This is a genomic window from Methylobacterium sp. ARG-1 (genome assembly GCF_001262595.1).
Classification (GTDB): domain Bacteria; phylum Pseudomonadota; class Alphaproteobacteria; order Rhizobiales; family Beijerinckiaceae; genus Methylobacterium; species Methylobacterium brachiatum.
The window spans coordinates 1-22,949 of record NZ_LHCD01000055.1; the positions used below are offsets into that span (position 1 = coordinate 1).

At 70.0% G+C, this 22,949-nt stretch carries 26 protein-coding genes and 1 rRNA gene; 15 read left to right on the forward strand and 12 right to left on the reverse strand.

Annotation, left to right across the window (positions count from 1 at the left end; translation table 11 throughout):
- Window positions 1-64 precede the first annotated feature (64 nt).
- The 4 genes from rrf to AKJ13_RS28570 all read left to right on the forward strand — a co-directional run bounded on the left by rrf (window position 65) and on the right by AKJ13_RS28570 (window position 3,628).
- Window positions 65-180, forward strand: a 5S ribosomal RNA gene (rrf, locus tag AKJ13_RS28555).
- A 358-nt stretch (window positions 181-538) separates the two neighbouring features.
- Window positions 539-1,234 carry a response regulator transcription factor gene (locus AKJ13_RS28560; protein WP_050736348.1) on the forward strand — a complete coding sequence of 232 codons (696 nt, stop codon included), beginning with the start codon at window positions 539-541 and terminating at the stop codon, window positions 1,232-1,234.
- Window positions 1,231-2,745, forward strand: coding sequence for a HAMP domain-containing sensor histidine kinase (locus AKJ13_RS28565; RefSeq protein ID WP_082317183.1), 1,515 nt, complete (start codon window positions 1,231-1,233; stop codon window positions 2,743-2,745). The genes AKJ13_RS28560 and AKJ13_RS28565 overlap by 4 nt, the downstream gene beginning before the upstream one ends.
- A gap of 97 nt (window positions 2,746-2,842) precedes the next feature.
- A complete protein-coding gene (locus tag AKJ13_RS28570) occupies window positions 2,843-3,628 on the forward strand; it encodes a 3-hydroxybutyrate dehydrogenase (protein WP_050736349.1) in 786 nt (261 codons plus the stop codon).
- A 47-nt stretch (window positions 3,629-3,675) separates the two neighbouring features.
- Here AKJ13_RS28570 and AKJ13_RS28575 read toward each other — a convergent pair whose 3' ends face one another.
- Window positions 3,676-4,053 (reverse strand): CsbD family protein, encoded by a 378-nt coding sequence (locus AKJ13_RS28575; protein WP_007559004.1) that lies wholly within the window; start codon window positions 4,051-4,053, stop codon window positions 3,676-3,678.
- A gap of 184 nt (window positions 4,054-4,237) precedes the next feature.
- Window positions 4,238-5,224 (reverse strand): methylmalonyl Co-A mutase-associated GTPase MeaB, encoded by a 987-nt coding sequence (meaB, locus tag AKJ13_RS28580; protein WP_050736350.1) that lies wholly within the window; start codon window positions 5,222-5,224, stop codon window positions 4,238-4,240.
- Window positions 5,225-5,419: 195 nt separating this feature from the next.
- Here meaB and AKJ13_RS28585 point away from each other — a divergent pair, with 195 nt between their 5' ends.
- Window positions 5,420-6,448: an alpha/beta hydrolase gene (locus AKJ13_RS28585; RefSeq protein ID WP_007559007.1), complete on the forward strand. Its 1,029-nt coding sequence runs from the start codon at window positions 5,420-5,422 to the stop codon at window positions 6,446-6,448.
- Between the two features lie 16 nt (window positions 6,449-6,464).
- Here AKJ13_RS28585 and AKJ13_RS28590 read toward each other — a convergent pair whose 3' ends face one another.
- Window positions 6,465-7,349 carry a transglutaminase family protein gene (locus tag AKJ13_RS28590; protein ID WP_050736351.1) on the reverse strand — a complete coding sequence of 295 codons (885 nt, stop codon included), beginning with the start codon at window positions 7,347-7,349 and terminating at the stop codon, window positions 6,465-6,467.
- A gap of 250 nt (window positions 7,350-7,599) precedes the next feature.
- Here AKJ13_RS28590 and AKJ13_RS28595 point away from each other — a divergent pair, with 250 nt between their 5' ends.
- The 3 genes from AKJ13_RS28595 to AKJ13_RS28605 all read left to right on the forward strand — a co-directional run bounded on the left by AKJ13_RS28595 (window position 7,600) and on the right by AKJ13_RS28605 (window position 9,722).
- The gene (locus AKJ13_RS28595; RefSeq protein WP_007559011.1) at window positions 7,600-7,950 is read left to right on the forward strand and encodes a hypothetical protein; all 351 of its coding nucleotides are present in this window, start codon (window positions 7,600-7,602) and stop codon (window positions 7,948-7,950) included.
- A gap of 71 nt (window positions 7,951-8,021) precedes the next feature.
- Window positions 8,022-8,534, forward strand: a complete 513-nt coding sequence (locus tag AKJ13_RS28600) for a DUF533 domain-containing protein (RefSeq protein ID WP_050736363.1) — start codon at window positions 8,022-8,024, stop codon at window positions 8,532-8,534.
- Between the two features lie 201 nt (window positions 8,535-8,735).
- Window positions 8,736-9,722 (forward strand): esterase, encoded by a 987-nt coding sequence (locus AKJ13_RS28605; protein ID WP_244471781.1) that lies wholly within the window; start codon window positions 8,736-8,738, stop codon window positions 9,720-9,722.
- 222 nt (window positions 9,723-9,944) lie between these two features.
- Here AKJ13_RS28605 and AKJ13_RS28610 read toward each other — a convergent pair whose 3' ends face one another.
- Entirely contained in the window at window positions 9,945-11,126 is a 1,182-nt protein-coding gene (locus tag AKJ13_RS28610) for a pyridoxal phosphate-dependent aminotransferase (protein WP_050736353.1), read from the reverse strand.
- Window positions 11,127-11,151: 25 nt separating this feature from the next.
- Window positions 11,152-11,343: a hypothetical protein gene (locus tag AKJ13_RS28615; RefSeq protein ID WP_007559018.1), complete on the reverse strand. Its 192-nt coding sequence runs from the start codon at window positions 11,341-11,343 to the stop codon at window positions 11,152-11,154.
- Between the two features lie 236 nt (window positions 11,344-11,579).
- Between AKJ13_RS28615 and AKJ13_RS28620 the strand changes: the two genes are divergently transcribed.
- Complete coding sequence (locus AKJ13_RS28620; protein WP_230368536.1) at window positions 11,580-11,810, forward strand: hypothetical protein; 231 nt, start codon at window positions 11,580-11,582, stop codon at window positions 11,808-11,810.
- Between the two features lie 7 nt (window positions 11,811-11,817).
- Here the strand turns inward: AKJ13_RS28620 and AKJ13_RS28625 are convergent, their stop codons facing one another.
- A complete protein-coding gene (locus AKJ13_RS28625; RefSeq protein WP_244471782.1) occupies window positions 11,818-13,185 on the reverse strand; it encodes an ATP-binding protein in 1,368 nt (455 codons plus the stop codon).
- Window positions 13,186-13,456: 271 nt separating this feature from the next.
- Between AKJ13_RS28625 and AKJ13_RS28630 the strand changes: the two genes are divergently transcribed.
- The 4 genes from AKJ13_RS28630 to AKJ13_RS28645 are packed head-to-tail and all read left to right on the forward strand — an operon-like array spanning window position 13,457 to window position 16,089.
- Complete coding sequence (locus AKJ13_RS28630) at window positions 13,457-13,780, forward strand: XdhC family protein (protein ID WP_050736354.1); 324 nt, start codon at window positions 13,457-13,459, stop codon at window positions 13,778-13,780.
- Window positions 13,780-14,481, forward strand: a complete 702-nt coding sequence (locus AKJ13_RS28635; RefSeq protein WP_050736355.1) for an XdhC family protein — start codon at window positions 13,780-13,782, stop codon at window positions 14,479-14,481. The genes AKJ13_RS28630 and AKJ13_RS28635 overlap by 1 nt, the downstream gene beginning before the upstream one ends.
- Window positions 14,478-15,503 carry a molybdopterin-binding protein gene (locus AKJ13_RS28640; RefSeq protein WP_050736356.1) on the forward strand — a complete coding sequence of 342 codons (1,026 nt, stop codon included), beginning with the start codon at window positions 14,478-14,480 and terminating at the stop codon, window positions 15,501-15,503. The genes AKJ13_RS28635 and AKJ13_RS28640 overlap by 4 nt, the downstream gene beginning before the upstream one ends.
- On the forward strand, window positions 15,496-16,089 hold the full coding sequence (locus tag AKJ13_RS28645) for a nucleotidyltransferase family protein (protein ID WP_082317184.1): 594 nt from the start codon (window positions 15,496-15,498) through the stop codon (window positions 16,087-16,089). The genes AKJ13_RS28640 and AKJ13_RS28645 overlap by 8 nt, the downstream gene beginning before the upstream one ends.
- 3 nt (window positions 16,090-16,092) lie before the next feature.
- Here AKJ13_RS28645 and AKJ13_RS30050 read toward each other — a convergent pair whose 3' ends face one another.
- A complete protein-coding gene (locus AKJ13_RS30050; protein WP_200905719.1) occupies window positions 16,093-16,254 on the reverse strand; it encodes a DUF2256 domain-containing protein in 162 nt (53 codons plus the stop codon).
- A gap of 73 nt (window positions 16,255-16,327) precedes the next feature.
- Window positions 16,328-17,506, reverse strand: coding sequence for an OpgC domain-containing protein (gene opgC / locus AKJ13_RS28650; RefSeq protein ID WP_144426429.1), 1,179 nt, complete (start codon window positions 17,504-17,506; stop codon window positions 16,328-16,330).
- A gap of 524 nt (window positions 17,507-18,030) precedes the next feature.
- On the opposite strand from opgC, the gene AKJ13_RS28655 reads away from it, so the two are divergent.
- Window positions 18,031-18,978: an NAD(P)-dependent oxidoreductase gene (locus tag AKJ13_RS28655; protein ID WP_050736358.1), complete on the forward strand. Its 948-nt coding sequence runs from the start codon at window positions 18,031-18,033 to the stop codon at window positions 18,976-18,978.
- A 234-nt stretch (window positions 18,979-19,212) separates the two neighbouring features.
- On the opposite strand, the gene ettA is transcribed toward AKJ13_RS28655, so the two are convergent.
- The 4 genes from ettA to AKJ13_RS28675 all read right to left on the reverse strand — a co-directional run bounded on the left by ettA (window position 19,213) and on the right by AKJ13_RS28675 (window position 22,445).
- Window positions 19,213-20,865 (reverse strand): energy-dependent translational throttle protein EttA, encoded by a 1,653-nt coding sequence (ettA, locus tag AKJ13_RS28660; protein WP_007559036.1) that lies wholly within the window; start codon window positions 20,863-20,865, stop codon window positions 19,213-19,215.
- Between the two features lie 175 nt (window positions 20,866-21,040).
- Entirely contained in the window at window positions 21,041-21,334 is a 294-nt protein-coding gene (locus tag AKJ13_RS28665) for a hypothetical protein (RefSeq protein ID WP_050736359.1), read from the reverse strand.
- 8 nt (window positions 21,335-21,342) lie between these two features.
- The gene (locus tag AKJ13_RS28670; RefSeq protein WP_050736360.1) at window positions 21,343-22,233 is read right to left on the reverse strand and encodes a DNA/RNA non-specific endonuclease; all 891 of its coding nucleotides are present in this window, start codon (window positions 22,231-22,233) and stop codon (window positions 21,343-21,345) included.
- A complete protein-coding gene (locus AKJ13_RS28675) occupies window positions 22,224-22,445 on the reverse strand; it encodes a hypothetical protein (RefSeq protein ID WP_050736361.1) in 222 nt (73 codons plus the stop codon). The genes AKJ13_RS28670 and AKJ13_RS28675 overlap by 10 nt, the downstream gene beginning before the upstream one ends.
- Before the next feature lie 249 nt (window positions 22,446-22,694).
- Between AKJ13_RS28675 and AKJ13_RS28680 the strand changes: the two genes are divergently transcribed.
- On the forward strand, window positions 22,695-22,949 hold a 255-nt coding region (locus tag AKJ13_RS28680), incomplete at its 3' end, for a 1-deoxy-D-xylulose-5-phosphate synthase N-terminal domain-containing protein (protein WP_280137136.1).

Here is a 22,949-nt window from a genome sequence, read left to right on the forward strand (position 1 = left end):
AACAAAACACCTGACGTCGCAGCACCCTGCGCCGCCAAGTGCCAAAAGAATTGCGTTGCGCCGGTCTGGTGGCTTGAGCGGCGTGCCCAGAACCCGATCCCATCTCGAACTCGGCCGTTAAACACGCCAGCGCCCATGGTACTGTGTCTCAAGGCACGGGAGAGTCGGTCGCCGCCAGACCCGCACAACGCAATCACACCATTCCCTCGATCACGATCAGCGAACGCGAACAGGCCGCCCTCACCGGGGCGGCCTGTTCGCGTTTTCCGCGTGCTTTCAGCCTGTGTGTATCCTTACCGCGAAGTCATCCGGCCGCGATCATCCGGTAATTGCGACGCTGCCAGGGTCTTTTCGCCGCCCGCGGCCGGAGCCGTCATTCGACCTCGTCCCCTCCGAGGTCTTCGGCTTCGGAGCGGGCCGAGACCCGCCCCAACGGTCCCGGCCCGCTCAGTCCGGCCGAGAGGGGAGGGGGGCCAGTATGAATCCCGTGACAGAGCGACGTTCCCCCGGTTCCCCGGCCGCGCTATGGACTGGGTCCATGCGACTTCTGATCATCGAGGACGACCGGGAGGCGGCGGCCTATCTGGTCAAGGCGTTCCGGGAGACCGGGCATGTCGCCGACAGCGCCCATGACGGGCTCGACGGCTACGCGCTCGCCCGGGAGGGCGCCTACGATGTCCTGATCGTCGACCGGATGCTGCCGAAGCTCGACGGCCTGTCGCTGATCCGCTCCCTGCGCGAGCAGCATGTCACCACGCCGGTGCTGATCCTGTCGGCGCTCGGCCAGGTCGACGACCGGGTGAAGGGGCTGCGCGCCGGCGGCGACGATTACCTCCCGAAGCCCTACGCCTTCTCCGAGCTGCTCGCCCGCACCGAGGCGCTGGCCCGGCGGCAAGTCGGCTCGGGGGCCGCGGAGGAGACCCGCTACCGGGTCGGCGATCTCGAACTCGACCGCCTGTCGCATCGGGTGACCCGGGCCGGCCGGGAGATCCTGCTGCAGCCGCGCGAATTCCGCCTGCTGGAATATCTGATGCGCCATGCCGGCCAGGTGGTGACCCGGACGATGCTGCTCGAGCATGTCTGGGACTATCACTTCGATCCCCAGACCAACGTCATCGACGTTCACGTCTCACGCCTGCGCGGCAAGCTCGACAAGGGATTCGCTTCGCCGATCATCCACACGGTCCGGGGCGCCGGCTATGTGCTGCGCTTCGACGAGGGCGCCACCGGGTGAGCGCGGGCCTCACGGTCGAGCCGATCCCCCGCGAGACCGTCGGGGCGCGCATCCAGAAACTGTTCCGCACCACCGCGTTCAAGCTGTCGCTCGCCTATCTGGCGATCTTCGCGCTCTGCGCTTTCCTGGCGCTCGGCTATGTCGCCTGGAACGCCCGGGCGGTCCTGGACGACCAGATCGTCTCGACCATCGATGCCGAGATCAACGGTCTGTCCGAGCAGTACAATGCCGGGGGCCTGCGCCGGCTCATCACCGTGGTCGAGCGCCGATCCCGGGAACCGGGCGCCTCCCTGTATCTGGTGACCACGGCGAGCGGCGAGCATGTCGTCGGCAATGTCGGCTACGTCCCCGCCGCGGTGCTGGCCAATCCGGGCCAGAGCGAGACGCGCTACGGCCGGGGTGATTCGGATGTCGAGCCCCATCGGGCGATCGTGCGCGTGTTCACGCTGCCGGGCGGGTTTCGGCTGCTCGTCGGCCGCGACACTGAGGAACGCGACCGCTTGCGCGCCGTGATCGGCCGGGCCTTCGGCACCTCGCTGGCCGCGGTGGTGCTGCTCGGCGTGATCGGCGGCTGGCTGGCCGCGAGCCGGGTCCTCCGCCGGGTCGACGCCATGACCCAGACGACCCGGGCGATCATGGCCGGGGATCTCGACGGGCGGCTCTACGTCGCCGGCAATGGCGACGAGCTGGACCGTCTCGCCGCGAGCCTCAACCTGATGTTGGAGCGGATCGGCGAATTGATGCGCGGGATGCGCGAGGTCTCCGACAACATCGCCCACGACCTCAAGACGCCGCTGACGCGCCTGCGCAACCGCGCCGACGAGGCCCTGCGCACGGCCGCGTCCCCCGATGAGTTGCGCGCCGCCCTGGAGGCGGTGATCGAGGAGAGTGACGGGCTGATCCGGGTGTTCAACGCGCTGCTGATGATCGCGCGGCTCGAGGCCGGCAGCGCCCGCGAGATCCTGGCGCCGGTGGATCTCGGCGCGGCGGTGCGGGGGGTCGGAGAACTCTACGAGGCTGTGGCCGAGGATCAGGGCCTGGTCCTCGACGTGAAGGCCGAGGACGGCCTGATCATTGCCGGCAACCGCGAATTGATCGGCCAGGCGTTCGCCAACCTGATCGACAACGCCCTGAAATACGGGGCCGACGGGGCGCAGGCCCGGGTCAGCGTGGAGGCCGAGCGCGTGGGTGACGCGGTTCGGCTCATCGTGGCCGATCACGGGCCGGGCATCCCAGAGGCCGAGCGTGCCCGGGTGCTCGGCCGCTTCGTCCGGCTGGAGGATGCGCGCTCGCGGCCGGGCTTCGGGCTCGGACTCAGCCTAGTCAACGCGGTGGTGCGGCTGCATCGGGGGACGCTGCGGCTCTCCGACAACGGGCCCGGATTGCGGGTGGAGCTCGCCTTCCCGGCGCAGCTCCCGGGCAATGCGGTCGAAGCGCGTGACGGCGCGGCCGAACCGATACCGGCTTCGGCGGCGGGCGCTCCGGGAGGGTCGATTTCGCGCGAGCCTTGAGGCAGGACCGTCGTGACGATCCCGAACGCGCGCATCTTGGCGCGTCGTTTCGGTTCGACCGCCGGAAACACCGTTCGGACGCTGCTCAGGAGGTTCCATGACCCTTACGTCGAAGACCGCCCTCGTCACCGGATCCACCAGCGGCATCGGCCTCGCCATCGCCCGCGCCCTCGCGGCGCAGGGGGCCAACGTGGTGATCAACGGCTTCGGAGACGCGCAGGCCATCGAGGAGACCCGCGCCGGGATCGAGCGCGAATACGGTGTGGCGGCGCGTTACTCGGCGGCAGACATGAGCAAGCCCGAGGCGGTCGCCGAGATGGTGCGGGAGGCGGAGGCCGCGTTCGGCGCCGTCGACGTGCTGGTCAACAATGCCGGCATCCAGTTCGTCGCGCCGATCGAGGAGTTCCCGCCGGAGAAGTGGGAGCAGATCATCGCGATCAACCTGTCCTCGGCGTTCCACGCGATGCACGCCGCGATCCCCGGCATGAAGGCCCGGGGCTGGGGGCGGATCATCAACACCGCCTCGGCGCACTCGCTGGTCGCCTCGCCGTTCAAGTCCGCCTACGTGGCGGCCAAGCACGGGATCAGCGGGCTGAGCAAGGCGGCGGCCCTGGAGCTCGCGCCGCACAGGATCACGGTGAACTGCATCTCGCCGGGTTATGTCTGGACGCCGCTGGTGGAGGCGCAGATTCCCGACACCATGAAGGCCCGGGGCCTGACCAAGGAGCAGGTGATCGAGGAGGTGATGCTGAAGGCGCAGCCGACCAAGGAATTCGTCACGGTCGATCAGGTGGCGGCGCTGGCGGTGTTCCTGTGCTCGGATGCCGCGAGCCAGATCACGGGCGCCAATATCAGCATGGATGGCGGCTGGACCGCGCAGTAAGACCGTAGGGGGCGGCCTCGCCGACAAGACGGCGAGGCCGCTTCGGATCAGCGGCGCCCGTGGAACAGCAGGGCGATGCCGTAGCCGACCGCGCCGGCGATCAGCAGTGCGACCAGCGGGTTCTCCTCGACCCGGGCGCCGACCGCGGCGCGGCCTTCGCGCAGGTAGGAGCCGCCCCGCTCGTAAGCGTCGCCTGCGACATCGCCGGCCCGGCCATAGGCGTCGCCAGCATAGTCGCTCGCCTTGTCGGCGATGTCCCGGGCCTTGTCCTTGACCTGCCCGTAGGCGTTCTGGGCCTGGCCCTGGACATCGCGAACCCGGCCTTCCACCGAGTCCCGGTTCGAGCCCACGAAGTCGCCGGCCGTGCCCTGAACCTTGCCGAGGGCTTCCTTGGCGCCGCCGACGATCCGATCCGTATCCACCATAACACTCTCCTCGACGTGACCGCGGCACCGGTACGAGAGGAGGTGCCGCAGGATTCCTCGTCGTGCACCGAACGCGCGAGACTGGGTTTGCGCACCGCGCCCCGGCGATTTTCTGCGTCTCGGTCGGCCTGGTGTCGATCAGGGTAAACGGCCGCCCCTTATCGAAGAACGGGGCCGGCGTGCCTCAGAGGCCGATCAGCTCGGCGATCGCGGCCGCGCCCGCGGCCGGCGAGGTCTCGCCCCGGGCAACGCCGGCCTCGGCCTCCGCGGTGCTGCGCCGGACCTCCGGCGAGCCGACGAGGCGCTGGTGAAGGCGCTCGTGGACGAGAGCCCACATCCATTTCACATCCTGGGTCCGGCGCTTCGCCTGGATCTCTCCGGTGGCGGTGAGCTTCTCCCGGTGATCGACGATCTTCGCCCAGAGCGCGTCCAGGCGCAGGTTGTGGAAACCCGAGATCGTCACCACCGGCGGCGTCCAGGTCGCCGAGGCGGGGGTGAGGATGTGCAGGGCGGCGCGGTATTCCGAGGCGGCGGCGTTGGCCCGCTGCTCGGCCTCGCCGGCATCGGCCTTGTTGACCGCGATCATGTCGGCGAGTTCCAGGATGCCCTTCTTGATGCCCTGAAGCTCGTCGCCCGCCCCCGGCAGCATCAGCACGAGGAAGAAGTCGGTGAGGTCGGCGACCGCGGTCTCCGATTGCCCGACGCCGACCGTCTCGACCAGGATCACGTCGAACCCCGCCGCCTCGCAGAGCAGCATGGTCTCGCGGGTCTTGGCGGCGACGCCGCCGAGCGTGCCCGAGGACGGGGAGGGGCGGATGAACGCCTTTGGATCGTGGGCGAGCCGGGCCATCCGGGTCTTGTCGCCGAGGATCGAGCCGCCGGTGCGCGACGAGGACGGGTCCACCGCCAGCACCGCGACCTTGTGGCCGGCCTCCGTCAGGTTCGACCCGAGGGCGTCGATCGTCGTGGACTTACCGACGCCGGGCACGCCGGTGATGCCGACCCGGATCGCCTTGCCGGTCTCCGGCAGGACCGAATCGATCAGCGCGGCGGCGAGCGCCCGGTGGTCGGGCCGTTTCGACTCCGCCAGGGTGATCGCCCGGGCCAGGGCGGCGCGGTCGCCGCGCAGCAGGCGCTCGCGCAGGCTCTCGATGTCGATGGACGGCGTCATGAACCCTTCATGGCGACGCTCGGCGCCGCCGTCGAGAGGATATCGCCGGCACGGAGCTGGCCCGGTGCTCCGCCTGTGTCCGCCGCACCACGAAGCGCTGATTACCCGTACTCCACAGCACCGGGGGGTGATCGTGCCCCGCCATGGTCACGATCCTGCGCGACGGTTGGCACCCCGCCCGAACGCACCCGGATCATGTCGAGCCACACCGTCTCACGCCGCGCACTCCTCCGGATCGGCGCCCTCGCGGGTGCGGCGGGGCTCGCCCCGTCCCTCGGCGCCTGCGTCACCGACGATCTCGGCGCGTCCGGGAGCCTGCCCGAGAAGCAATCGGCCTTGGACGTCATGCCGGTGCTGCTGGTGGCCACCACGCGCAAGCCGGTCGGCACGCCACCCCGGCCGCCATATTTCAATTCCGAGCGCGGGCGCGGCTTGAGCTTCGCGGAGGTGCGCCTGTCGCCGCCCGACCGCTCCCTGCTCGGCAAGGTCTCGGCGGTGATCACCGGCGACTGGACTATCGGGGCCGTGCCCAAGACCGAGACCGGGCCGGCGGCCGCGGAAGCCTTCGCGCAGGCGGCGCTCGGCCGCGACGTGCTGATCTACGTCCACGGCTACCGGGAATCGTTCGAATCCGCCGCCGTCAGCGCGGCCCGCCTGTCGGACGGGATCCGGTTCCGGGGCGTCTCGGGCCTGTTCACCTGGCCGTCGGCCGCCGCCACCCTCGACTACAATTACGACCGCGAGAGCGCGCTCTGGTCGCGCGACGCCTTCGAGGACCTGCTGAAGGCGCTTGCCGCCTCGCCGAGCGGCGGGCGCATCAACATCGTCGCGCATTCGATGGGCACGCTGCTCACCCTCGAGACCATCCGGATGCTGCGCGCCGAGGCCGGCGAGGCGGCGATGTCGCGCATCGGCGCGGTGGTGCTGGCCGCCCCCGACATCGATTTCGACCTGTTCTCGAACGGCGTCGCCCGGCTCGGGCCCGACGTGTCGAAGATCACCGTGATCTCGTCGACCAACGACCGTGCGCTCGAACTCTCTGCCGCGCTGGCCGGCGGCGTCCGAGCCGGCGCAGCCGACCGCGCCAAGCTCGAGGCCTTGGGCGTGCGCGTCGCCGACGCCTCCGATTACGGCGGCGGCCTGATCAACCACGACCTGTTCCTCTCGAACCCGGAGGTTCAGGGCGTGGTCAAGCGCGCCATCGCCCGCGGCGCCGGGGTGTGAGCGTCGGACTCGGCGCTCAGCCCGTCCGGGTCGCCATGCTCTGCGGCGGCAGGGGTTCCTCCGGCAGGACCGGCGTGTCGCCGGCGGCGTCGAGGTGGTCGATCCGGTCGGCCCAGACGCGGAAGCCGACGAGGGGATTGGGGCCGAACGTGTGGGTTAGTGGGACGTCCGCGGCGTCGCGGCCGTAGGCGACCATCACCCGGCCGATCCGCGGGCTGTTGTTGCGTGGGTCGAAGACGTGCCAGCCCCCCCCGAGATAGACCTCCATCCAGGCGGCGAAATCGCCGGCCGGGTGCGGCTCGGGCTCGCCGATGAAGCTGACATAGCCGGTGCAGTAGCGGGTCGGCACGTTGAGGGCGCGGCAGAAGGCCACGGCCAGATGTGTGAAGTCCCGGCAGACCCCGCGCCCGCCGGCATAGGCGTCCTGGGCGGTGCGGTCGCCGTGGGCGAACTCGTAGCCGAACGCGATGTGGTCGTGCACGAAGTCGCAGACCGCCTGCACCCGGCCCCAGCCCGGCTCGATATGGCCGAACAGGCGCCAGGCCTCGTCGGCGAGCAGGTCCGATTCGCAGTAGCGGCTCGGCAGCAGGAACACGATCGTCTCCGCCGGGAGCGCCTCGATCGGATGCTGCTCGGCGTCCGGATGCACCGGGTCCGGGTCTCCCGCGTCGGCGATCACCGCGTCGGTCCCGATGGTGAAGCCCCCCGCCGGCGCGGTCAGCCGGCCGCAGAGATTGCCGAAGCCGTCCCGGTAGAGATCCACCGGCACCGGCGGATCGGTGCGCAGCGTGTCGGGGGCCTCCAGCGCGTCCGCCCGGGTGGGATGCACGTTCAGCATCACCACCATCGGCACCGGATAGGGGAAGGCGTAGCGCATCTCGCAGCCGAGCCTGATCCGCATCCGCGGTGATCCTTCTTCCCGTGCGGTTTCACGATCCCGGCCGCCCGGCAGGATTCGCGCCACGGCTTTCGCGGCGGCGTGGCGGAGACGGGCTTGGCGGGCGTCCGGTTCACCCCTACAGCATCCGCGCGCGGCGCTCATGGTCGCCGGGGAAAGCCTGAAGCGTTTCTCCCCGGGGCGGTGCGTCGCACCCGTGCGCGATCCCGCTGACCGGGCGCGCCCAAGGACGGTTACGAGAAGGATGCCGGCCATGTTCACGCTCGAGATCGAGGGCACCGCCGTAGCGGTGATCAACAGCGACGAGGCGTCCGCCAAGGACCTCTTCACCTGCGAAGGCTTCAAGGAAGACATCCGGACGATGACGAGCGAGGGCAAGCCGCTCTGGAACGGCACCTCGCCCCTCAAGATCCGGGCCGCTACCGAGGACGAGATCGAGATCTTCGAGGACGCGCTCGCCGAGGATGACGGCGAGGGCGAATTCACCGACGACAAGCACCATGCCGGCGGCGACACCGCCGAGGAGGAGGACGAGGACGAGGCCGACATCGTCTTCCTGGTCGATATCGACGAGGCGGACGAGGACGACGAAGCCGACGCCTGAAACTTGCGCCTGAACTTGGCCGCCTCCCGGGGGTTTCCGATCCGATTCGGAATGAACCCGGGAGGATGGACATGGCGGATAGCAGACAGGTCGTCGACGCGTTGGTGCGCGCCCGGCGCAGCGGGATCGCCGCCAGCGCGGCTTTGGGCGGTCTCGCGCTGATCGGTGGGCTCGCCTACCGGGCCCTGCGCGGGGCCGCGCCGCCGGAAAAGGGCGGCCCGGACTTCTCCAAGGTCGACGAGGACGAGGCGCGGCTGATGTTGCGGGCGATGGTGGCCGCCACCATCGCGGACGGCATGGTCGACACGGCCGAGCGCAAGCGCCTCGACGCAGCCGTGGCCGGGGCCGGCCTCGATTCCGATGGGCGGGCCTGGCTCGAACGCGAACTGGAGAGCCCCGCCGAGATCGACGAGATTGCCGAGCGGGTGAATGATCCCGATGCGGCGGCGCGGATCTACACGGCGGCCCGGCTCGCGATCGATCCCGATACGCTCCAGGAACGCCAGTTCTTGAAGATGCTGGCCGAAGCCCTCGACGTGCCCGGCGAGGCGACAGCCCGGATCGAGCGCGACATCCCCGCCTGAACGACCTTCATTTCCGGCTACGGATCTCCCGCGACGGCCGAGCTTCGTGCTAGCCTTTCCGGGCGGTGATCCGGGCGGACGCGTCCCGGCCGCTTAAGGCCGGGACGTTCCATGCCGACGCTGCCATTGCCTGCTCCGTGCCGCGCGCGACGGGCCGCCTACCGGCTTGCCGGAGCCCTGCTGGTCGGAGGCCTGACCGCGATGAGCGCACCCGTTCTTGCCGCCGACTCGGGCCCCGGTCCCCTGACGCTCGCCGGCCAGGGCAGCTTCTTCGTCGGCGGTCGCGACGTCCAGTCGGACACGCTCTCGACCCTGCCGGCCTACGCGCCGTCGGGGACGATCACGGTCGATCAGGTCTATGTCCGCTATCAGATCCCCGTGGACCCGGTCCGGCCGCCTCTGGTGCTGATCCACGGCTGCTGCCTGACCGGCAAGACCTGGGAAACGACGCCGGACGGCCGCATGGGCTGGGATGAGTTCTTCGTCCGCCGCGGCTTCCCGACCTACGTGATCGACCAGGCCTGGCGCGGGCGATCGGCGATCAGCCCGGCCCAGATCGACGCGGTCAAGATGGGCAAGGCCGAGGCCGAGACGCTGCCGCCGGTCTTCTCCGCCGGGCGCGAGCCCGCCTGGGCGATCTTCCGGTTCGGCCCCGAATACCCGAAGGTTTTCCCAGGCATGCAATTTCCCCTGGAGGCCCAGGGCGAGTTCTGGAAGCAGATGGTCGCCGACTGGTCCGCCGCCCTGCCGGTGCCGAACCCGACCGTGCCGGGCCTCTCGGAGCTCGCCAAGCGGCTCAAGGGGGCGGTGCTGGTCTCGCACTCGCAATCGGGCATCTACCCGTTCCAGACCGCCGCGCTCGACCGCACCGGCATCCGCGCGCTGGTTGCGATCGAGCCCGCCGCCTGCCCGGACCCGGCCAAGGACGACCTCGCCCCCTACAAGGACCTGCCGATCCTGGTCCTGTTCGGTGACTTCGTCGACGCCTCGCCCCGCTGGGCGCCCCGGCTGAAGCAATGCCGCAGCTTCGTGGCGGCGGCGAATGCGGCCGGTGGCCGGGCCGAGCTGATCCTGCTGCCGGAGATCGGCATCCACGGCAATTCGCACATGCTGATGCAGGACAAGAACAGCCTCGACATCGCCGATTGGCTGGCCGGCTGGATCGAGAAGCGGGCGGGGAAATCCTGACGTCCGTCCCGTCGTCCCACCCAGCCCCTCATCCTGAGGTGCCCGCGCCAGCGGGCCTCGAAGGCTGTGAGTTTTTAAAATCCTTCGAGGACGAGGCTCAGGCCCCCTCTCCCGTGCGGGAGAGGGGGCCTGAGCCTCGTCCTCGCATGTAAGCCCGTCTGTCGATCGAAAGACTCACAGCCTGTCAGGTTGAGAGGGGGTTGAGGACGGCCGTCCCCGGAATCAGCCCGGCTTACGCTCGGTCAGAAACTGCCCCATCCGCTCCAGCGCCCGGCGGATGTTCTCCGCCGAGTTGGCGTAGGACAGGCGGATGTAGCCCTCGCCATGGACGCCGAAATCGGGGCCCCCAATCACCGCAACGCCGGCCTCTTCGAGCAGGGTCGCGGCCAGGGGCTTGGCCTTCCAGCCGGTCTGCGAGATGTTGGGGAAAGCGTAGAACGCGCCCTTCGGGGCGATGCAGGACACGCCCGGCAGGGCGTTCAGGCCATCCACCACGATCGCCCGGCGGCGGTCGAACTCGGCGACCATCTCGGCCACGCAATCCTGCGACCCGTCGAGCGCCGCGATGCCGGCCCATTGGGTGGCGGCGTTTACGCAGGAATGGGCGTTGACCGCGAGCTTCCGGGCCGCGTCGTAGAGCGGCTTCGGCCAGACCGACCAGCCGAGCCGCCAGCCGGTCATCGCGTAGGTCTTGGACGCGCCGTCGAGATAGATCAGGCGGTCGCGGATCGCTTCGTATCTCAGCAGCGAGTGATGCGCCGCGCCGTCATACGTCATCGTGCCGTAGATCTCGTCCGACAGCACGGCCACGTCGGGGTGATCTGCCAACCCTGCCACAAGGGCGTCGATCTCGGCCTTGGGCGTCACGCCCCCGGTCGGGTTGGCCGGCGAGTTGACGATCAGCAGGCGGGTCCTGGGCGTGATCAAAGCCAGGGTCTCGGCGGACGAGAAGGCGAAGCCGTTCGCCTCGCGGATCGGCACCGGTACCGGCGTCGCCCCCGTGAACTCGATCATCGAGCGGTAGATCGGAAATCCCGGATCCGGATACAGGATCTCGGCGCCGGGCTCGCCGAACATCAGGATCGCCATGAACATGGTGACCTTACCGCCCGGCACGATCATCACGGAATCGGGCGAGACCTCCACGGCGTGGCGGCGATGGATGTCGCGGGTTACCGCCTCGCGCAGGCCCGGGATGCCCACGGCCGGCGTGTAGCCGTGGTGCCCGTCGCGCAGGGCCTTGATGCCGGCCTCGACCACGTGGGCGGGCGTCGGCATGTCGGGCTGGCCAATACCGAGATTGATGACGTCCCGACCCTGGGAGGCCAGGGCCTGGGCCCGGGCCAGCACCGCGAACGCGTTCTCCTCGCCGATGCGCGAGAAGGCCGGAACGACGTGCAACATCGCGCTCTCCGCGGGGTCGACCGTTTTAGTGCTTGGTGCGCTCGGCCAGCTTCATCGCGCCGAACGACATCGCCACGGCGATTGCGCCCAGGATCACGAAAGTCTTCACCGCAGCGTAGAACAGGGCCGGCTCAATGCCCGTGTCGGTATAAAGCACCAGACCGATCGCCGCCAACGGCAGGGAAAGCAGGATGAACAGGGGGACCAGCGGGTTCATATCGGGCACTCGGATCCGGCGCGCGGTGGGCCGCGGCTCGTGGGCGTCAGGCCTGCATACCACCCTGCCGCAAAGGTTGGGACCCCGCGGCGACGAGATTTTCGCCGGATCCTCCGGCCACTCACCGAAGTGCAAGCATTTGGGCGGATACTGGCTTTCCACGAGGATGCACCTGTATGCGCCAATCAGCCGTAACGTGGAATGGGAATGGCCGGAATGTATCGCCGCTTGATATCTTGACGGCGCAGATCGGCCGCCTGCTGCGGCATCCTGCCTTCCGGCGGGAGAGCGTGGTCAGCCCGTTGCTGCAGCGCCATCTGCCCAACGATGCGGGCTACGCCTGGAACGGCGAGGCGGCCCTGCGCGAGCGCCTCGGCCGCGCCGGCCTCGACGCGGCGAGCATCGACCACCTCATCCGCAACACCCAATCCGAGATCCAGCGCCTGCGCGGGCCGGCGGACGCCTGAGAGGGCTTCAGGCCGGCACCCGGACCGTCGCCCGCAGGCCGCCGAGCGGGCTTTCCTGCAGGGCGATGTCGCCGCCATGAGCCCGGGCGATGTCCCGGGCGATCGCCAGCCCGAGCCCGGATCCGCCTGCATCCTGCCGGGAATCGTCCAGGCGCACGAACGGCTTGAACACCTCCTCGCGGCTCTCCGGCGGGATCCCCGGACCGTCATCGTCGATCGAGACGTAGAAGGCGCGGGCTTCCAGCCGTCCGGAGATCGCCACCGTCTCGCCGTAGCGGGCGGCGTTGGCCGCGAGATTGAACAGGCAGCGCCGGAAGGCGCCCGGGCGCACCGTGACCTCGGGGGCGCCCGCGAGATCCACCGCCGAGACATGGGCGCCCAGGCGCTCCACGTCGCTGCGGAGATCCTCCAGGAGGGTCCGCATGTCAGTGGGGGTGGCGGGCTCCGCGGAATCACCGCGCGCAAAGGCGAGGTAGCCCTCCAGCATCCGGCTCATCTCATCGACGTCGCGGCTCAGATCTTCGATCTCGCTGGTCTGCTCGACCAGCGCCAGGGACAGGCGAAAGCGGGTGAGGATGGTGCGCAGGTCGTGGCTCACACCGTTGAGCATCGTCGTGCGCTGCTCCATGGCCCGCTCGATGCGCCGCTTCATCTCGATGAAGGCGTGGCCGGCCTGGCGCACCTCCCGGGCCCCCCGGGGCCGGAACTCGATCTCCCGGCCCTTGCCGAACCCTTCCGCCACCGCGGCGAGCCGCAGGATCGGCTTGATCTGGTTGCGCAGGAACAGGATCGCGACGCCGAGCAGCACGAGCGACGAGCCGATCATCCAGACCAGGAAGATGTGCGAATTCGAGGCGTAGGCCTGGCTGCGCCGCGCGGTGATCCGCATCACCCCATCGGGGATCGAGACCCGGATCTCGATCAGGTTCGAGCGGCCGACCGTGTCGATCCAGAACGGCCGGCGGATCTGGCGCCGGATCTCGTCGGAGAGCGCCTCGTCCAGGATCGAGAAGAACGGCCGCGGCCCCGGGGCGGGGAGCTTGGCGCCCTTGAGAATGTCGAGGTCGAGGTTCAGCCGCTCGGCCGCGATGCGCGACAACGTTTCGGCGTCCCGGTCCTGCGGATAGCTCTCATAGATGTCGATCAGCGCAGCGACGTCGGCGGTCACCGCCGCGGACAGGCGCTTGGTCACGAGCTGCCAGTGCCGCTCCATGAACGTGTAGGCGATCACCGACTGGAGCAGGACCACCGGCGCGATGATGATGATCAGCGATCGGGCGTAGAGCCCCTTCGGCAACGCATCGCCGATCCACCGGCTTAGGCGCTTCCACAGCCGGTGCGGTGCCGAGCGCGGTCGTGGCGGGTTTGCCCGCAGGGCGCGCCCCAGGCCGGGATCGGGGGCGTTCACGGGCTCGCACGCCCGCGCATGAACCGCCCGCCAAGGCGGGGCCGGCACTGGCGGCGGAGGGGCCGTGTCATCGGGGCGGACATGGGGGCGACGGATGCGGGGGGCTGGTCCGTTATCGCACCCGCGCGCCGATCGGCCAAGGCGCGCTGGAGATCGACGCCGCTGCGCCTTGCACGGCGGCGCACGGGCCATACCTGAGGCGTGCGGGGGGCACCCGCCGGCCGAGGTCTCGAGGGCCATGCTCAGCACCGATACAGATATCCTCGCCGCCGCCTCCTCCTGGCGGCGGGACGGGCGCGCCGTGGCGCTCGCCACTGTGATCGAGACCTGGGGCTCGGCGCCGCGGCCCGTGGGCAGCCATCTCGTGGTCGATGCCGAGGGCAACTTTCTGGGGTCCGTCTCGGGCGGCTGCGTCGAGGGCTCCGTGATCACCGAGGCAATCGAGGTGATCGAGGCCGGAGCGCCCCGTATCCTGGAATTCGGCGTCGCCGACGAGACGGCGTGGCGGGCCGGGCTGTCCTGCGGCGGCCGGATTCGCGTCTTCGTCGAGCGGGTCGACTGATGCGCACCGAGACCCTGGAGATCCTGAACGCCGAGCGCGCCGCGCGCCGGGCCACGATCCTGGTCACCGACCTGGCGGACGGGACCCAGCGCCTCGTCCGCGAGGCCGAGATCGCCGCCGATCCCCTGGCGGAGGTGCTGCGCAAGCATCTGGCTTCGGGCAAGAGCGGTCTCGTCGAGATCGACGGGCGGCAGACGTTCCTGACCGTGCAGGTCCCGCCGGTGCGCCTCGTGGTGATCGGCGCCGTCCACATCTCGCAGGCGATGGCCCCCATGGCGGCGGGGCTCGACCTCGCGCTGACCGTGATCGACCCGCGCACGGCCTTTGCCAGCCCGGACCGCTTCCCGGGCGTCGAGCTTGTGGCCGAATGGCCCGACGCCGCCTTCGGCGACCGCGTGCCGCCCCTCGACCGCTACTGCGCGCTGGCCGCCCTGACCCACGACCCCAAGATCGACGACCCGGCGCTGAAGGCCGCGCTCACGGCCGAGTGTTTTTACATCGGCGCGCTGGGGTCGCGGAAGACGCACGCGGCCCGCACCGCCCGGCTCGTGGGGGCCGGGTTCTCGCCCGAGCAGATCGGCCGGATCCGCGCGCCGATCGGGCTCGCCATCGGGGCGGTCAGCCCGGCCGAGATCGCGCTCGCCGTGCTGGCCGAGATCGTGGCGGCGCTCCGTCGGGTCCCCCGCCCGGAGGTCGCGTGAGGTTCGGCCCCGTGCCGGTCGCCGAGGCGGCCGGTCTGATCAGCGCCCATACGGTCCGGCGCGACGGCATCACCCTGCGCAAGGGCGCAGTCATCCCGGAGGACGTTGCCAGCGGCCTATCGCAGGCCGGATTGTCGGAGATCGTGGCGGCCGCCCTCGAGCCCGGCGATGTCGGCGAGGATGACGCCGCGGCACGGCTCGCCACGCATCTGCGCGGGCCAAACCTGCGCGTGGAGGCTCCGTTCACCGGACGCTGCAACCTGTTCGCCGAGACCGCCGGGGTGCTCACCCTGGCGCCGGCCCGGATCGATGCGGTCAACGCCGTCGACGAGGCTGTGACGGTGGCGACCTTGCCGCCGTTCAAGCCGGTGGTCGAGGGCGAGATGGTCGCCACCGTGAAGATCATTCCCTACGCCGTGGCGGGGGCGGTGCTGGCCCGGGCCTGCGCGGCCGATACGGCCGGTGGGCTCGCCGTGGCGCCCTATCGGCGGCGGCGTATCGCCGTGGTTTCGACCCGCCTGCCGAGCCTCAAAGAGGCGACCATCGACAAGACGCTCCGGGTCCTGGCGGAGCGCCTCGCCCCGGCGGGGGCCGACATCGTCCGCGAGGATCGAGTGCCACATACGGCCGACTCCGTGGCGGCGGCGCTCGGGGATACCATCGACGGCGCCGGGGCCGATCTCGTCGTCGTGTTCGGCGCCTCAGCCATCGCCGACCGGCGCGACGTGATCCCAGCCGGCATCGCGGCGGCCGGCGGGTTGGTCGAGCATCTCGGCATGCCGGTCGATCCCGGGAACCTGCTGCTAGTCGGCAGCCGGGCGGGTGTGCCGGTGATCGGAGCGCCGGGCTGCGCGCGCTCGCCCAAGGAGAACGGCTTCGACTGGATCCTGCACCGCCTGCTGGCGGACCTGCCCGTGACCCGGGCCGACATCGTCGCCCTGGGGGTCGGCGGGTTGCTGATGGAGATCGTCTCGAGGCCGCAGCCCCGGGCCGGCGGCAAGGCCTCGGATGTCGATGCCTGAGGTCGGGACGGTCCTGCTCGCCGCGGGCCTCGGCACCCGGTTCGGTTCCGAGCCCAAGATGCTGGCGCTGTTCGACGGAAGACCGCTGGTCCGTCATGCCGCCGAGGCTGCACTGGCGGCCCGGCCGCGGCCGGTGGTCGTCGTGCTGGGCGCACATGCCGATGCGGTTCGGACGGCGCTGGCGGGGCTCGATCTGATCGTCGTTGAGAACCCGGATTTCCGCGCTGGGCTGTCCACCTCGCTGCGTGCGGGCCTGGCCGCCCTGCCGCAATCGTGCGAAGCGGCCGTGGTCGTGCTCGGGGATATGCCGCGGATCGGCGAAGCGCATATCGAGCGCCTGGCCGTTGCCTTCGCAAGCTCGTCGAAGGCTGTGGCGGCTGTTGTCCCGATCCAGGATGGCCGGCGCGGAAATCCGGTGCTCCTGAACCTGCGCCGCCTGGCACCCGATATCGCCCGGCTCACCGGCGACCGCGGCGCCGGGCCGCTGCTCAAGGACCGGTCCGATATCCTGGAGATCCCGGGCGATGCGGCGACCGCCCTCGACATCGACACGTCGGATGCGCTGAAGGCCGCGGGCGGCGCCTGAGCCTCAGCCCTTCGCCCCCGCTTTCCGCGACTCGGCCCGGCAGCGGTCCGAGCAGTAGCGGACCTCGTCCCAGACGCGCTCCCACTTCTTGCGCCAGGCGAATGGCCGCCCGCACTGGGCGCACACCTTCTCCGGGAGATCGCCCTTGCGGCGCATCCGCGGCATTTTTTTCGATCGCTCCGGTGCCCGATATCGGGTGCGGAAACGGGTCTCGGCAGGGGTCTGTTCCGAGGATCCCTCAGCGGCGCCGGGCCTCAGCGCGGGCGTCGAGGAGTTTGGCGAGACCCAGCATCAGCGCCAGCCCGGTGAGGTTGACCGCGATCTGGAGCGGCCAGGTCGCGTCGAAGGTGCGGTAGAGGATCCGCCCGATCAGCGCCGCCAGGCAGCCGGCGGCGAAGATCTCCAGGGAGTGCCGGCCGCAGGCATCGATCAGCCGCAATGGCCGCCACCCGGAGAGGCGCCGCATGGCGGGTGCACTGAAGATCAGGTAGGTCAGGGCCAGGATGTGCAGCAGGCGCAGCGGCCCGACATGGCTCTTGTCCGGCCCCGCGATCGCCAGCGGCCGGAGGTCCGGAAGGCCCCACTCCCCCCAGGAGCCGCCCTGCAGCAGCCCGAAGGCCAGGTAGGCGAAGGCCAGGGCCGCGGCCCAGTTCCGCCAGGGCAGGAGACCGTCGCCGGCCCGGACCGCCACCGCCAGCGCCGCCCCGATTACGAACAGGAACTGCCAGGCGAAGGGGTTGAAGTACCAGCCGTCATCCACCGCGGCAGCGTTGGGCAGGTTCAGGGTGTGGTCGACATTGGCGGCGAGCCACAGCGTCCCGGACAGCGCCAGCACGCCCCAGATCCCGCGCCGCATCCCGAAATAGATAGCCGGGAACAGGGCCAGCAGCAGGATGTAGAGCGGCAGGATGTCGAGGTAGTTGGGCAGCGCGTTGAGGGCGAGCCCGCGCAGCAGCCCCGGCAGCAGCCCCATCTGCAGCAGCGGCGCAACGCCAAAGCGCGGCGTCAGCCCGGTGAGATCCATCCAGATCCGGACGATGACCAGGGTGGCGAGCAGCAGCCCCGCCTGGAACAGGTAGATCCGCAGGCAGCGCCGGCCGATCCGCACCAGGGTCGCCCGTATGCCGGCCCGACCGAACAGGCCGCCATAGGCCACCATCGACGAGTACCCGGCCAGCAGCACGAAGATCTCGGCCGCGTCCGAGAAGCCGAGATTGTGCAGGGTGAACGACGCCGGCGCGTTGCGCGGGATGTGGTCGATGAAGATCATCAGCAGCGCGAAGCCGCGCAGCACGTCGACCCGCGCGTCCCGGACGGGATTTCTCGGCGCGGGTTCCGGCACCGACGCGCGCACGGGCCGCGGCGAAGATGCCATGGCGCCGAAGGGCACGCGCCCGAAATCGTCGAGGCTCTTCACGCAGCCATCACCGGAACACCCGCTTTTCGGAATCGGAGCAATCATAGTCTCTCGGCGCCGGAATGCGGGGACAGACTGCGCCGCTCACGCGCCTGTGTCCGCGCGACGCGCCACGGCCATGGAGCGACGCTGGTCGCCCGATACGACGTCATGGGCGCCCGGCGGTGCCGATACCCCTACCGGACCTGGATCCGCGCGCCGAACAATTTTGTCGCGAGAATATCCTGGCGGCTCAGATCGACCTGTCGGTCAGCGGTGTCACGCAGGCAAAGTAAACCACTTTGTCGCTCCTGGGTGGGGAAGCGGAGTCCGGTAACACGGGTGGAGTCAGGCAATGCACCGTCGGGAGTTCCGGATTTCGGGTTCGCCTGCGGCGCCCCGGAATGACCGAGCGGGGGCTTGGGCGTCGGTACGTTTTCTCAGGCCCGTGAGGTCCGTCCGGCCGTCCACTCCGCTCGCATCGCCGGCGAACACGCTATAGAGGCGTCGGATCGATCCCGGCGGGCCGGGGAAGGGCAGGGTTCATGCGCGTCCTCGTCACCGGAGCGGGCGATTTTCTCGGCCGACGCCTGCTCGAGGCGCTGCGACGGGACCGTCCCGAGGGGCGCCGGATCCTCGGCATCGATCGGCACCCGCAGCCGCCGCTCGACGGCGTCACCCTCCTCGATGTCGATCCGTTCGAGGCCGACACGCTCAACGCGGCGGTGGCGGATTTCGACCCGACCGTCGTGTTCCACCTCGCGGCCCTCGCCTCCGTGGCGCGGTCGAGCGAGACGCCGGCCTATGCCTGGCGGGCGGACCTCCTCGGCACCCTCAACCTCGCCGAGGCGGTGGCGCGGACCCGGGCGACCCTGGTGTTCCTGAGCTCGACCGTCGTCTACGGCGCGGCGTTCCGCGACAAGCCCCGGCCCGACGAGGCGGTGACCCCCCGGCCCGACACCATCTCGGGCCGGACCAAGAGCGCCTGCGAGTACATCCTGCGCGACGTGCTCGCCAATGCCGGCGTGAAGCACCTCGTGCTGCGGCCGGCGAACTATATCGGACCCGGCCAGAGCGAGACCTTCGCGGCCGCCTCCTTCGCCGGCCAGATCGCCCGCATCGAGCGCGGCCTGGCCCCGCCGACCCTGGCGGTCGGCGACCTCGCCGCAGGGCGCGACTTCATCGACGTGTCGGACGTGACGGCGGCGTGCCTGCGCGTCCTCGACCGGGTCGAGGAACTGCCGGACGGCGGCATCTACAACGTGGGCACGGGGATCGTGACGCCGGTCTCGGCGATCCTCGACGCGTTCCGCGGCCTGACCGATGCGGCGTTCACCGTGCAGGTGGAGCCCGACCGGACCCGGCCCACGGGGGTACGCAGCCAGGGCTGCGATCCCTCGGCCTTCATGGCCGCCACCGGCTGGACGCCGGCGATACCCTTGCCGGAGAGCCTGGCGGCGATGCTGGATGCGGCGCGGGCGCGGGTGGGCTGACAGGTCTTCTGACGACGTCGCCCAGCTTCATCCCGCGGTGCCGACGCGAAGCGGAGGCCTCGGAGGTGGTCTCTAGACAGCCGCGCGATCCCTTGAAGGCTCCCTCGCGGCGCGCTGAGCGCGATTCGGACGAAGGGATTGGGTTGGACGGGCGCCGTAAGGTACGGCGAGCCCCGTTGCACGCCAGCTAGCGCCACGCGCGGCGCGTCCCGGCCCGAAGGCCGGGACCGATCCTTACCGGGAGAACTTCTTGTACTTGATCTTCTTCGGCATCAGCGAGTCCGCGCCGAGCCGGCGCATCTTGTCGGCCTCGTAATCCGAGAAGTTGCCCTCGAACCACTCGACGTGGCTGTCGCCCTCGAAGGCCAGGATGTGCGTGGCGATGCGGTTCAGGAACCAGCGATCGTGGCTGATGATCACCGCGCACCCGGCGTAATCCTCCAGCGCATCCTCAAGGGCGCGCAGGGTCTCCATGTCGAGGTCGTTGGTCGGCTCGTCGAGCAGCAGCACGTTGGCGCCGCCCTTCAGGGTCCGGGCCAGGTGGACGCGGTTGCGCTCACCGCCCGACAGGGTGCCGACCTTCTTCTGCTGGTCGCCGCCCTTGAACGCGAAGGCCGCGCAATAGGCGCGGGAGTTGATCTCGCGCTTGTTGAAATAGATGATGTCGTTGCCGCCCGAGACCTCCTGCCAGACCGTGGCGTTCGGATCGAGGGCGTCGCGCGACTGGTCGACGTAGCCGAGATGCACGGTCTCGCCGATGGAGATCTTGCCGCCGTCGGGCTTCTCCTGGCCGGTAATCATCTTGAACAGGGTGGTCTTGCCGGCGCCATTGGGGCCGATCACCCCGACGATGCCGCCCGGCGGCAGCTTGAACGAGAGATCCTCGATCAGCAGGCGGTCGCCGAACGCCTTGTTGAGGTGCTCGAACTCGATGACGTTGTTGCCGAGCCGCTCGTCGATCGGGATGACGATCTGCGCGGCGGCGTCGACCTTGTTGTTCTGCTTGGCGACCAGCTCTTCGTAGCGGGTGATGCGGGCCTTGGACTTGGACTGCCGGGCCTTCGGCGAGGCGGCGATCCACTCCTGCTCGCGGGCGATCGAGCGCTGGCGGGCCATGTCCTCGCGGCCCTCCTGCTGGAGCCGCTTCTGCTTCTGCACCAGCCAGGCGGAGTAGTTGCCCTCGTACGGGATGCCCCGGCCGCGATCGAGCTCCAAGATCCAGCTGGTGACGTTGTCGAGGAAGTAACGATCGTGGGTCACGATCAGGATCGCGCCCGGATAGGATTTCAGGTGGCCTTCGAGCCAGTTCACCGTCTCGGCGTCGAGGTGGTTGGTCGGCTCGTCGAGGAGCAGCAGCTCCGGCTCCCACAGGAGCAGGCGGCACAGGGCGACGCGGCGGCGCTCGCCGCCCGACAGGGTCGCCACCGGCTGCTCGTCGCTCGGGCAGCCCAGCGCCTCCATGGCTTGGTCGATCTTCGAATCGAGCTCCCAGAGGTTCAGGGCCTCGATCTTGTCCTGGAGCGCCGTCATCTCGTCGGCGGTCTCCTCGGAATAGTTCATGGCGAGTTCGTTGTAGCGGTCGAGCAGCGCCTGCTTCTCGGCGACGCCCTCCATCACGTTCTCGCGGACCGACTTGTTCGGATCGAGCTGCGGCTCCTGCGGCAGGTAGCCGACCCGGGCGCCCTGGGCGACGAAGCCCTCGCCGGTCCACTCGGTGTCGATGCCGGCCATGATCTTGAGCAGGGTCGACTTGCCCGAGCCGTTGATGCCCAGCACGCCGATCTTGGCGTCCGGGTAGAACGACAGGTTGACGTCCTCCAGGACCTTCTTCCCGCCCAGATAGGACTTCGTGAGTCCCCGCATGTGGTAGATGAATTCGCGAGCCATCGCGGAACGTCCTCGGCGCGTTGGTGGGGTGTGCGCGGTGCGTGCCAGCGGCACGGGGCAGGCCCGGGGTCGTCGACCCGTCCTGTACGCGCGTTCCCCACGATATAAGAATGTCGCCGACCGAGTATCAGGCCCGCCGGGCAGCGGCAAGGATGCGACGCTGCCCGTCGCGCGCTCAGGCGAAGGGATTGGCCACCGATTGAGGCGCGGCGTCCGGTGCGTCCGCCACCGCCTCGGGCAGGTCGCCGGCCTCCAGGGCCTTCACGATGGCGTCGAGGGTCGCCCGGAGCAGGCGCGCCTGGGCGAGGCCGGCTTTGTCCTTGGTCAGGTCCAGGGATCCGTGCAGGGCGATTCGGTCGGTGCCGTTCTCGAAGCTGAGGGCGCCGATATTGCGCACCGCCGCATCGTCGGCGAAGGGCTCGAACGCGTCCGCCTTGGGCTTCCGGCGGCTCGGCTTGTCCTCTGGCATGGTCCCTCTCAGAAAATCGAGCGCATCAGATCGCGCAGGAACTTGCGCACGGCGCGGTTGATCTCGCGGCTCAGCCAGTCCTGCCAGCTCGGCTCGGACCGGGGCCGATGCCCCTCCGCGCGCGCCCCGGCATGGGGATCCGGCAGGGTCATGGCGTTGGCCCGGGCGGTGACCGGGAGGTTCGGGAACACGTCGATCCCGGCTTCGCGGGTGAGGTCGACGATCGAGACCGCGCGCCAGTCCCGCGACTCGTCGTTCCGGGCTAGGTAAGCCCCGGCCTCGCCGCTCGCCGGGTCGTAGAGCGCCTTGAACAGCTGGGTGGGCACGAGCACGCCGCCCTTGATCTGCTGCACCGCGTCCCCGGAAAATATTACCCCGGTGACCACGAAGATTGAGCCGCGCCGGCTCGCCAGCCGCCGCGTGCCCTCCTCGATATCGGCCCAGAGCCCGCGGTTGAGCACCCGGTTCTGCGGCACGATGTTGGCCAGGCTGAACGATTCGGCCTGGGCGCTCAAGGTCGGCATGTCGCCCGCCGGGGCGAGGTGGCCCCGGTCGAAGCCGCTGCGGACGTAATCCTCCAGCGACGCGCGCTCGGCCTCCGGCAGGCGCGTCTCCTCGTGGAACGCGTCGTCCCGGGCGACTTTGCGGGCCTCGGCGACGCTGGCCCGGGTGAGGTGCTCGGCGGAATAGAGCGGCGTGCGCGTCACCCCCGAATGAAGCACCGCGAAGGCCTCGAAGCACAGCGGCACCGTGCGGGCGGCGAGCTTCGAGTTGGTCAGGACCGGCGCCAGGCCATTGGCGAACAGGGCCGGGCAGGTGACCTCGGCCTCGGCCGAGCCCGCCAGGGCCAGGAAGGCGAGCGCCGCGGCAAAAGGCCCCCGGAGCGGCCTCACCAGCATACCCGCACCCGCCGGGGGCCCTCCGGGGTCGGCCGCTCGCGCCAGGCGCAGGGTCGGCCGAGGCTGCGGCTGAACGGCCGCGCGTCGCGGTCGGGGCCGCCGGGGGAGACCCGCTCCGGGCAGGCGCCCAGGAAGTTGCACGGGAAGTCGAGGTTGCCGTCCGGCGGGCGCGGCCCGGCATAAGCTTGGCCGCTGGACGTAATCGCCAGCATGAGCAAAATTGTGCACAGACGAGCCGGGCTCAAGAGCGGACCTCATGTGGCGGTAAGGGCACGTAACTGAAAAAATCGCCGATCGGACATTGATCGCGCCGGCGATCGTCCGTACCTGGCACTATCATGACAGCGGCGGACGGGTCGGTTCTAGCATGAACGCGCGCCCCCGGGTGCTGGCGTCGGGACGGCCAGGATCCTCTCCTGGGACCCCGCATGACCGGGCCGTCGCCACACTCGAACGAGCGGATGCGATCCTTGGCAATATCCTCTGAGCACTCAGCGTTGCTGGACCGTGTCCCGGAGCCGGCTGCGTTGCGCCAGCTTCCCGAATCGGAGCTGCAGGCGGTGGCGGACGCGGTTCGGGCCGAGATGATCGACGCGGTCTCGATCACCGGCGGCCATCTCGGCTCCGGGCTCGGCGTGGTCGAGCTCACCGTCGCCCTGCACCACGTGTTCGACACCCCCGACGACCGCATCGTCTGGGATGTCGGCCATCAGTGC

Coding starts and splice junctions, on each gene's coding strand:
- AKJ13_RS28560 (WP_050736348.1), top strand. CDS start 539: ATGCGACTTCTGATCATCGAGGACGACCGGGAGGCGGCGGCCTATCTG.
- AKJ13_RS28570 (WP_050736349.1), top strand. CDS start 2,843: ATGACCCTTACGTCGAAGACCGCCCTCGTCACCGGATCCACCAGCGGC.
- AKJ13_RS28575 (WP_007559004.1), bottom strand. CDS start 4,053: ATGGTGGATACGGATCGGATCGTCGGCGGCGCCAAGGAAGCCCTCGGC.
- meaB (WP_050736350.1), bottom strand. CDS start 5,224: ATGACGCCGTCCATCGACATCGAGAGCCTGCGCGAGCGCCTGCTGCGC.
- AKJ13_RS28585 (WP_007559007.1), top strand. CDS start 5,420: ATGTCGAGCCACACCGTCTCACGCCGCGCACTCCTCCGGATCGGCGCC.
- AKJ13_RS28590 (WP_050736351.1), bottom strand. CDS start 7,349: ATGCGGATCAGGCTCGGCTGCGAGATGCGCTACGCCTTCCCCTATCCG.
- AKJ13_RS28595 (WP_007559011.1), top strand. CDS start 7,600: ATGTTCACGCTCGAGATCGAGGGCACCGCCGTAGCGGTGATCAACAGC.
- AKJ13_RS28600 (WP_050736363.1), top strand. CDS start 8,022: ATGGCGGATAGCAGACAGGTCGTCGACGCGTTGGTGCGCGCCCGGCGC.
- AKJ13_RS28605 (WP_244471781.1), top strand. CDS start 8,736: ATGAGCGCACCCGTTCTTGCCGCCGACTCGGGCCCCGGTCCCCTGACG.
- AKJ13_RS28610 (WP_050736353.1), bottom strand. CDS start 11,126: ATGTTGCACGTCGTTCCGGCCTTCTCGCGCATCGGCGAGGAGAACGCG.
- AKJ13_RS28615 (WP_007559018.1), bottom strand. CDS start 11,343: ATGAACCCGCTGGTCCCCCTGTTCATCCTGCTTTCCCTGCCGTTGGCG.
- AKJ13_RS28630 (WP_050736354.1), top strand. CDS start 13,457: ATGCTCAGCACCGATACAGATATCCTCGCCGCCGCCTCCTCCTGGCGG.
- AKJ13_RS28635 (WP_050736355.1), top strand. CDS start 13,780: ATGCGCACCGAGACCCTGGAGATCCTGAACGCCGAGCGCGCCGCGCGC.
- AKJ13_RS28645 (WP_082317184.1), top strand. CDS start 15,496: ATGCCTGAGGTCGGGACGGTCCTGCTCGCCGCGGGCCTCGGCACCCGG.
- AKJ13_RS30050 (WP_200905719.1), bottom strand. CDS start 16,254: ATGCCGCGGATGCGCCGCAAGGGCGATCTCCCGGAGAAGGTGTGCGCC.
- AKJ13_RS28655 (WP_050736358.1), top strand. CDS start 18,031: ATGCGCGTCCTCGTCACCGGAGCGGGCGATTTTCTCGGCCGACGCCTG.
- ettA (WP_007559036.1), bottom strand. CDS start 20,865: ATGGCTCGCGAATTCATCTACCACATGCGGGGACTCACGAAGTCCTAT.
- AKJ13_RS28665 (WP_050736359.1), bottom strand. CDS start 21,334: ATGCCAGAGGACAAGCCGAGCCGCCGGAAGCCCAAGGCGGACGCGTTC.
- AKJ13_RS28670 (WP_050736360.1), bottom strand. CDS start 22,233: ATGCTGGTGAGGCCGCTCCGGGGGCCTTTTGCCGCGGCGCTCGCCTTC.
- AKJ13_RS28675 (WP_050736361.1), bottom strand. CDS start 22,445: ATGCTGGCGATTACGTCCAGCGGCCAAGCTTATGCCGGGCCGCGCCCG.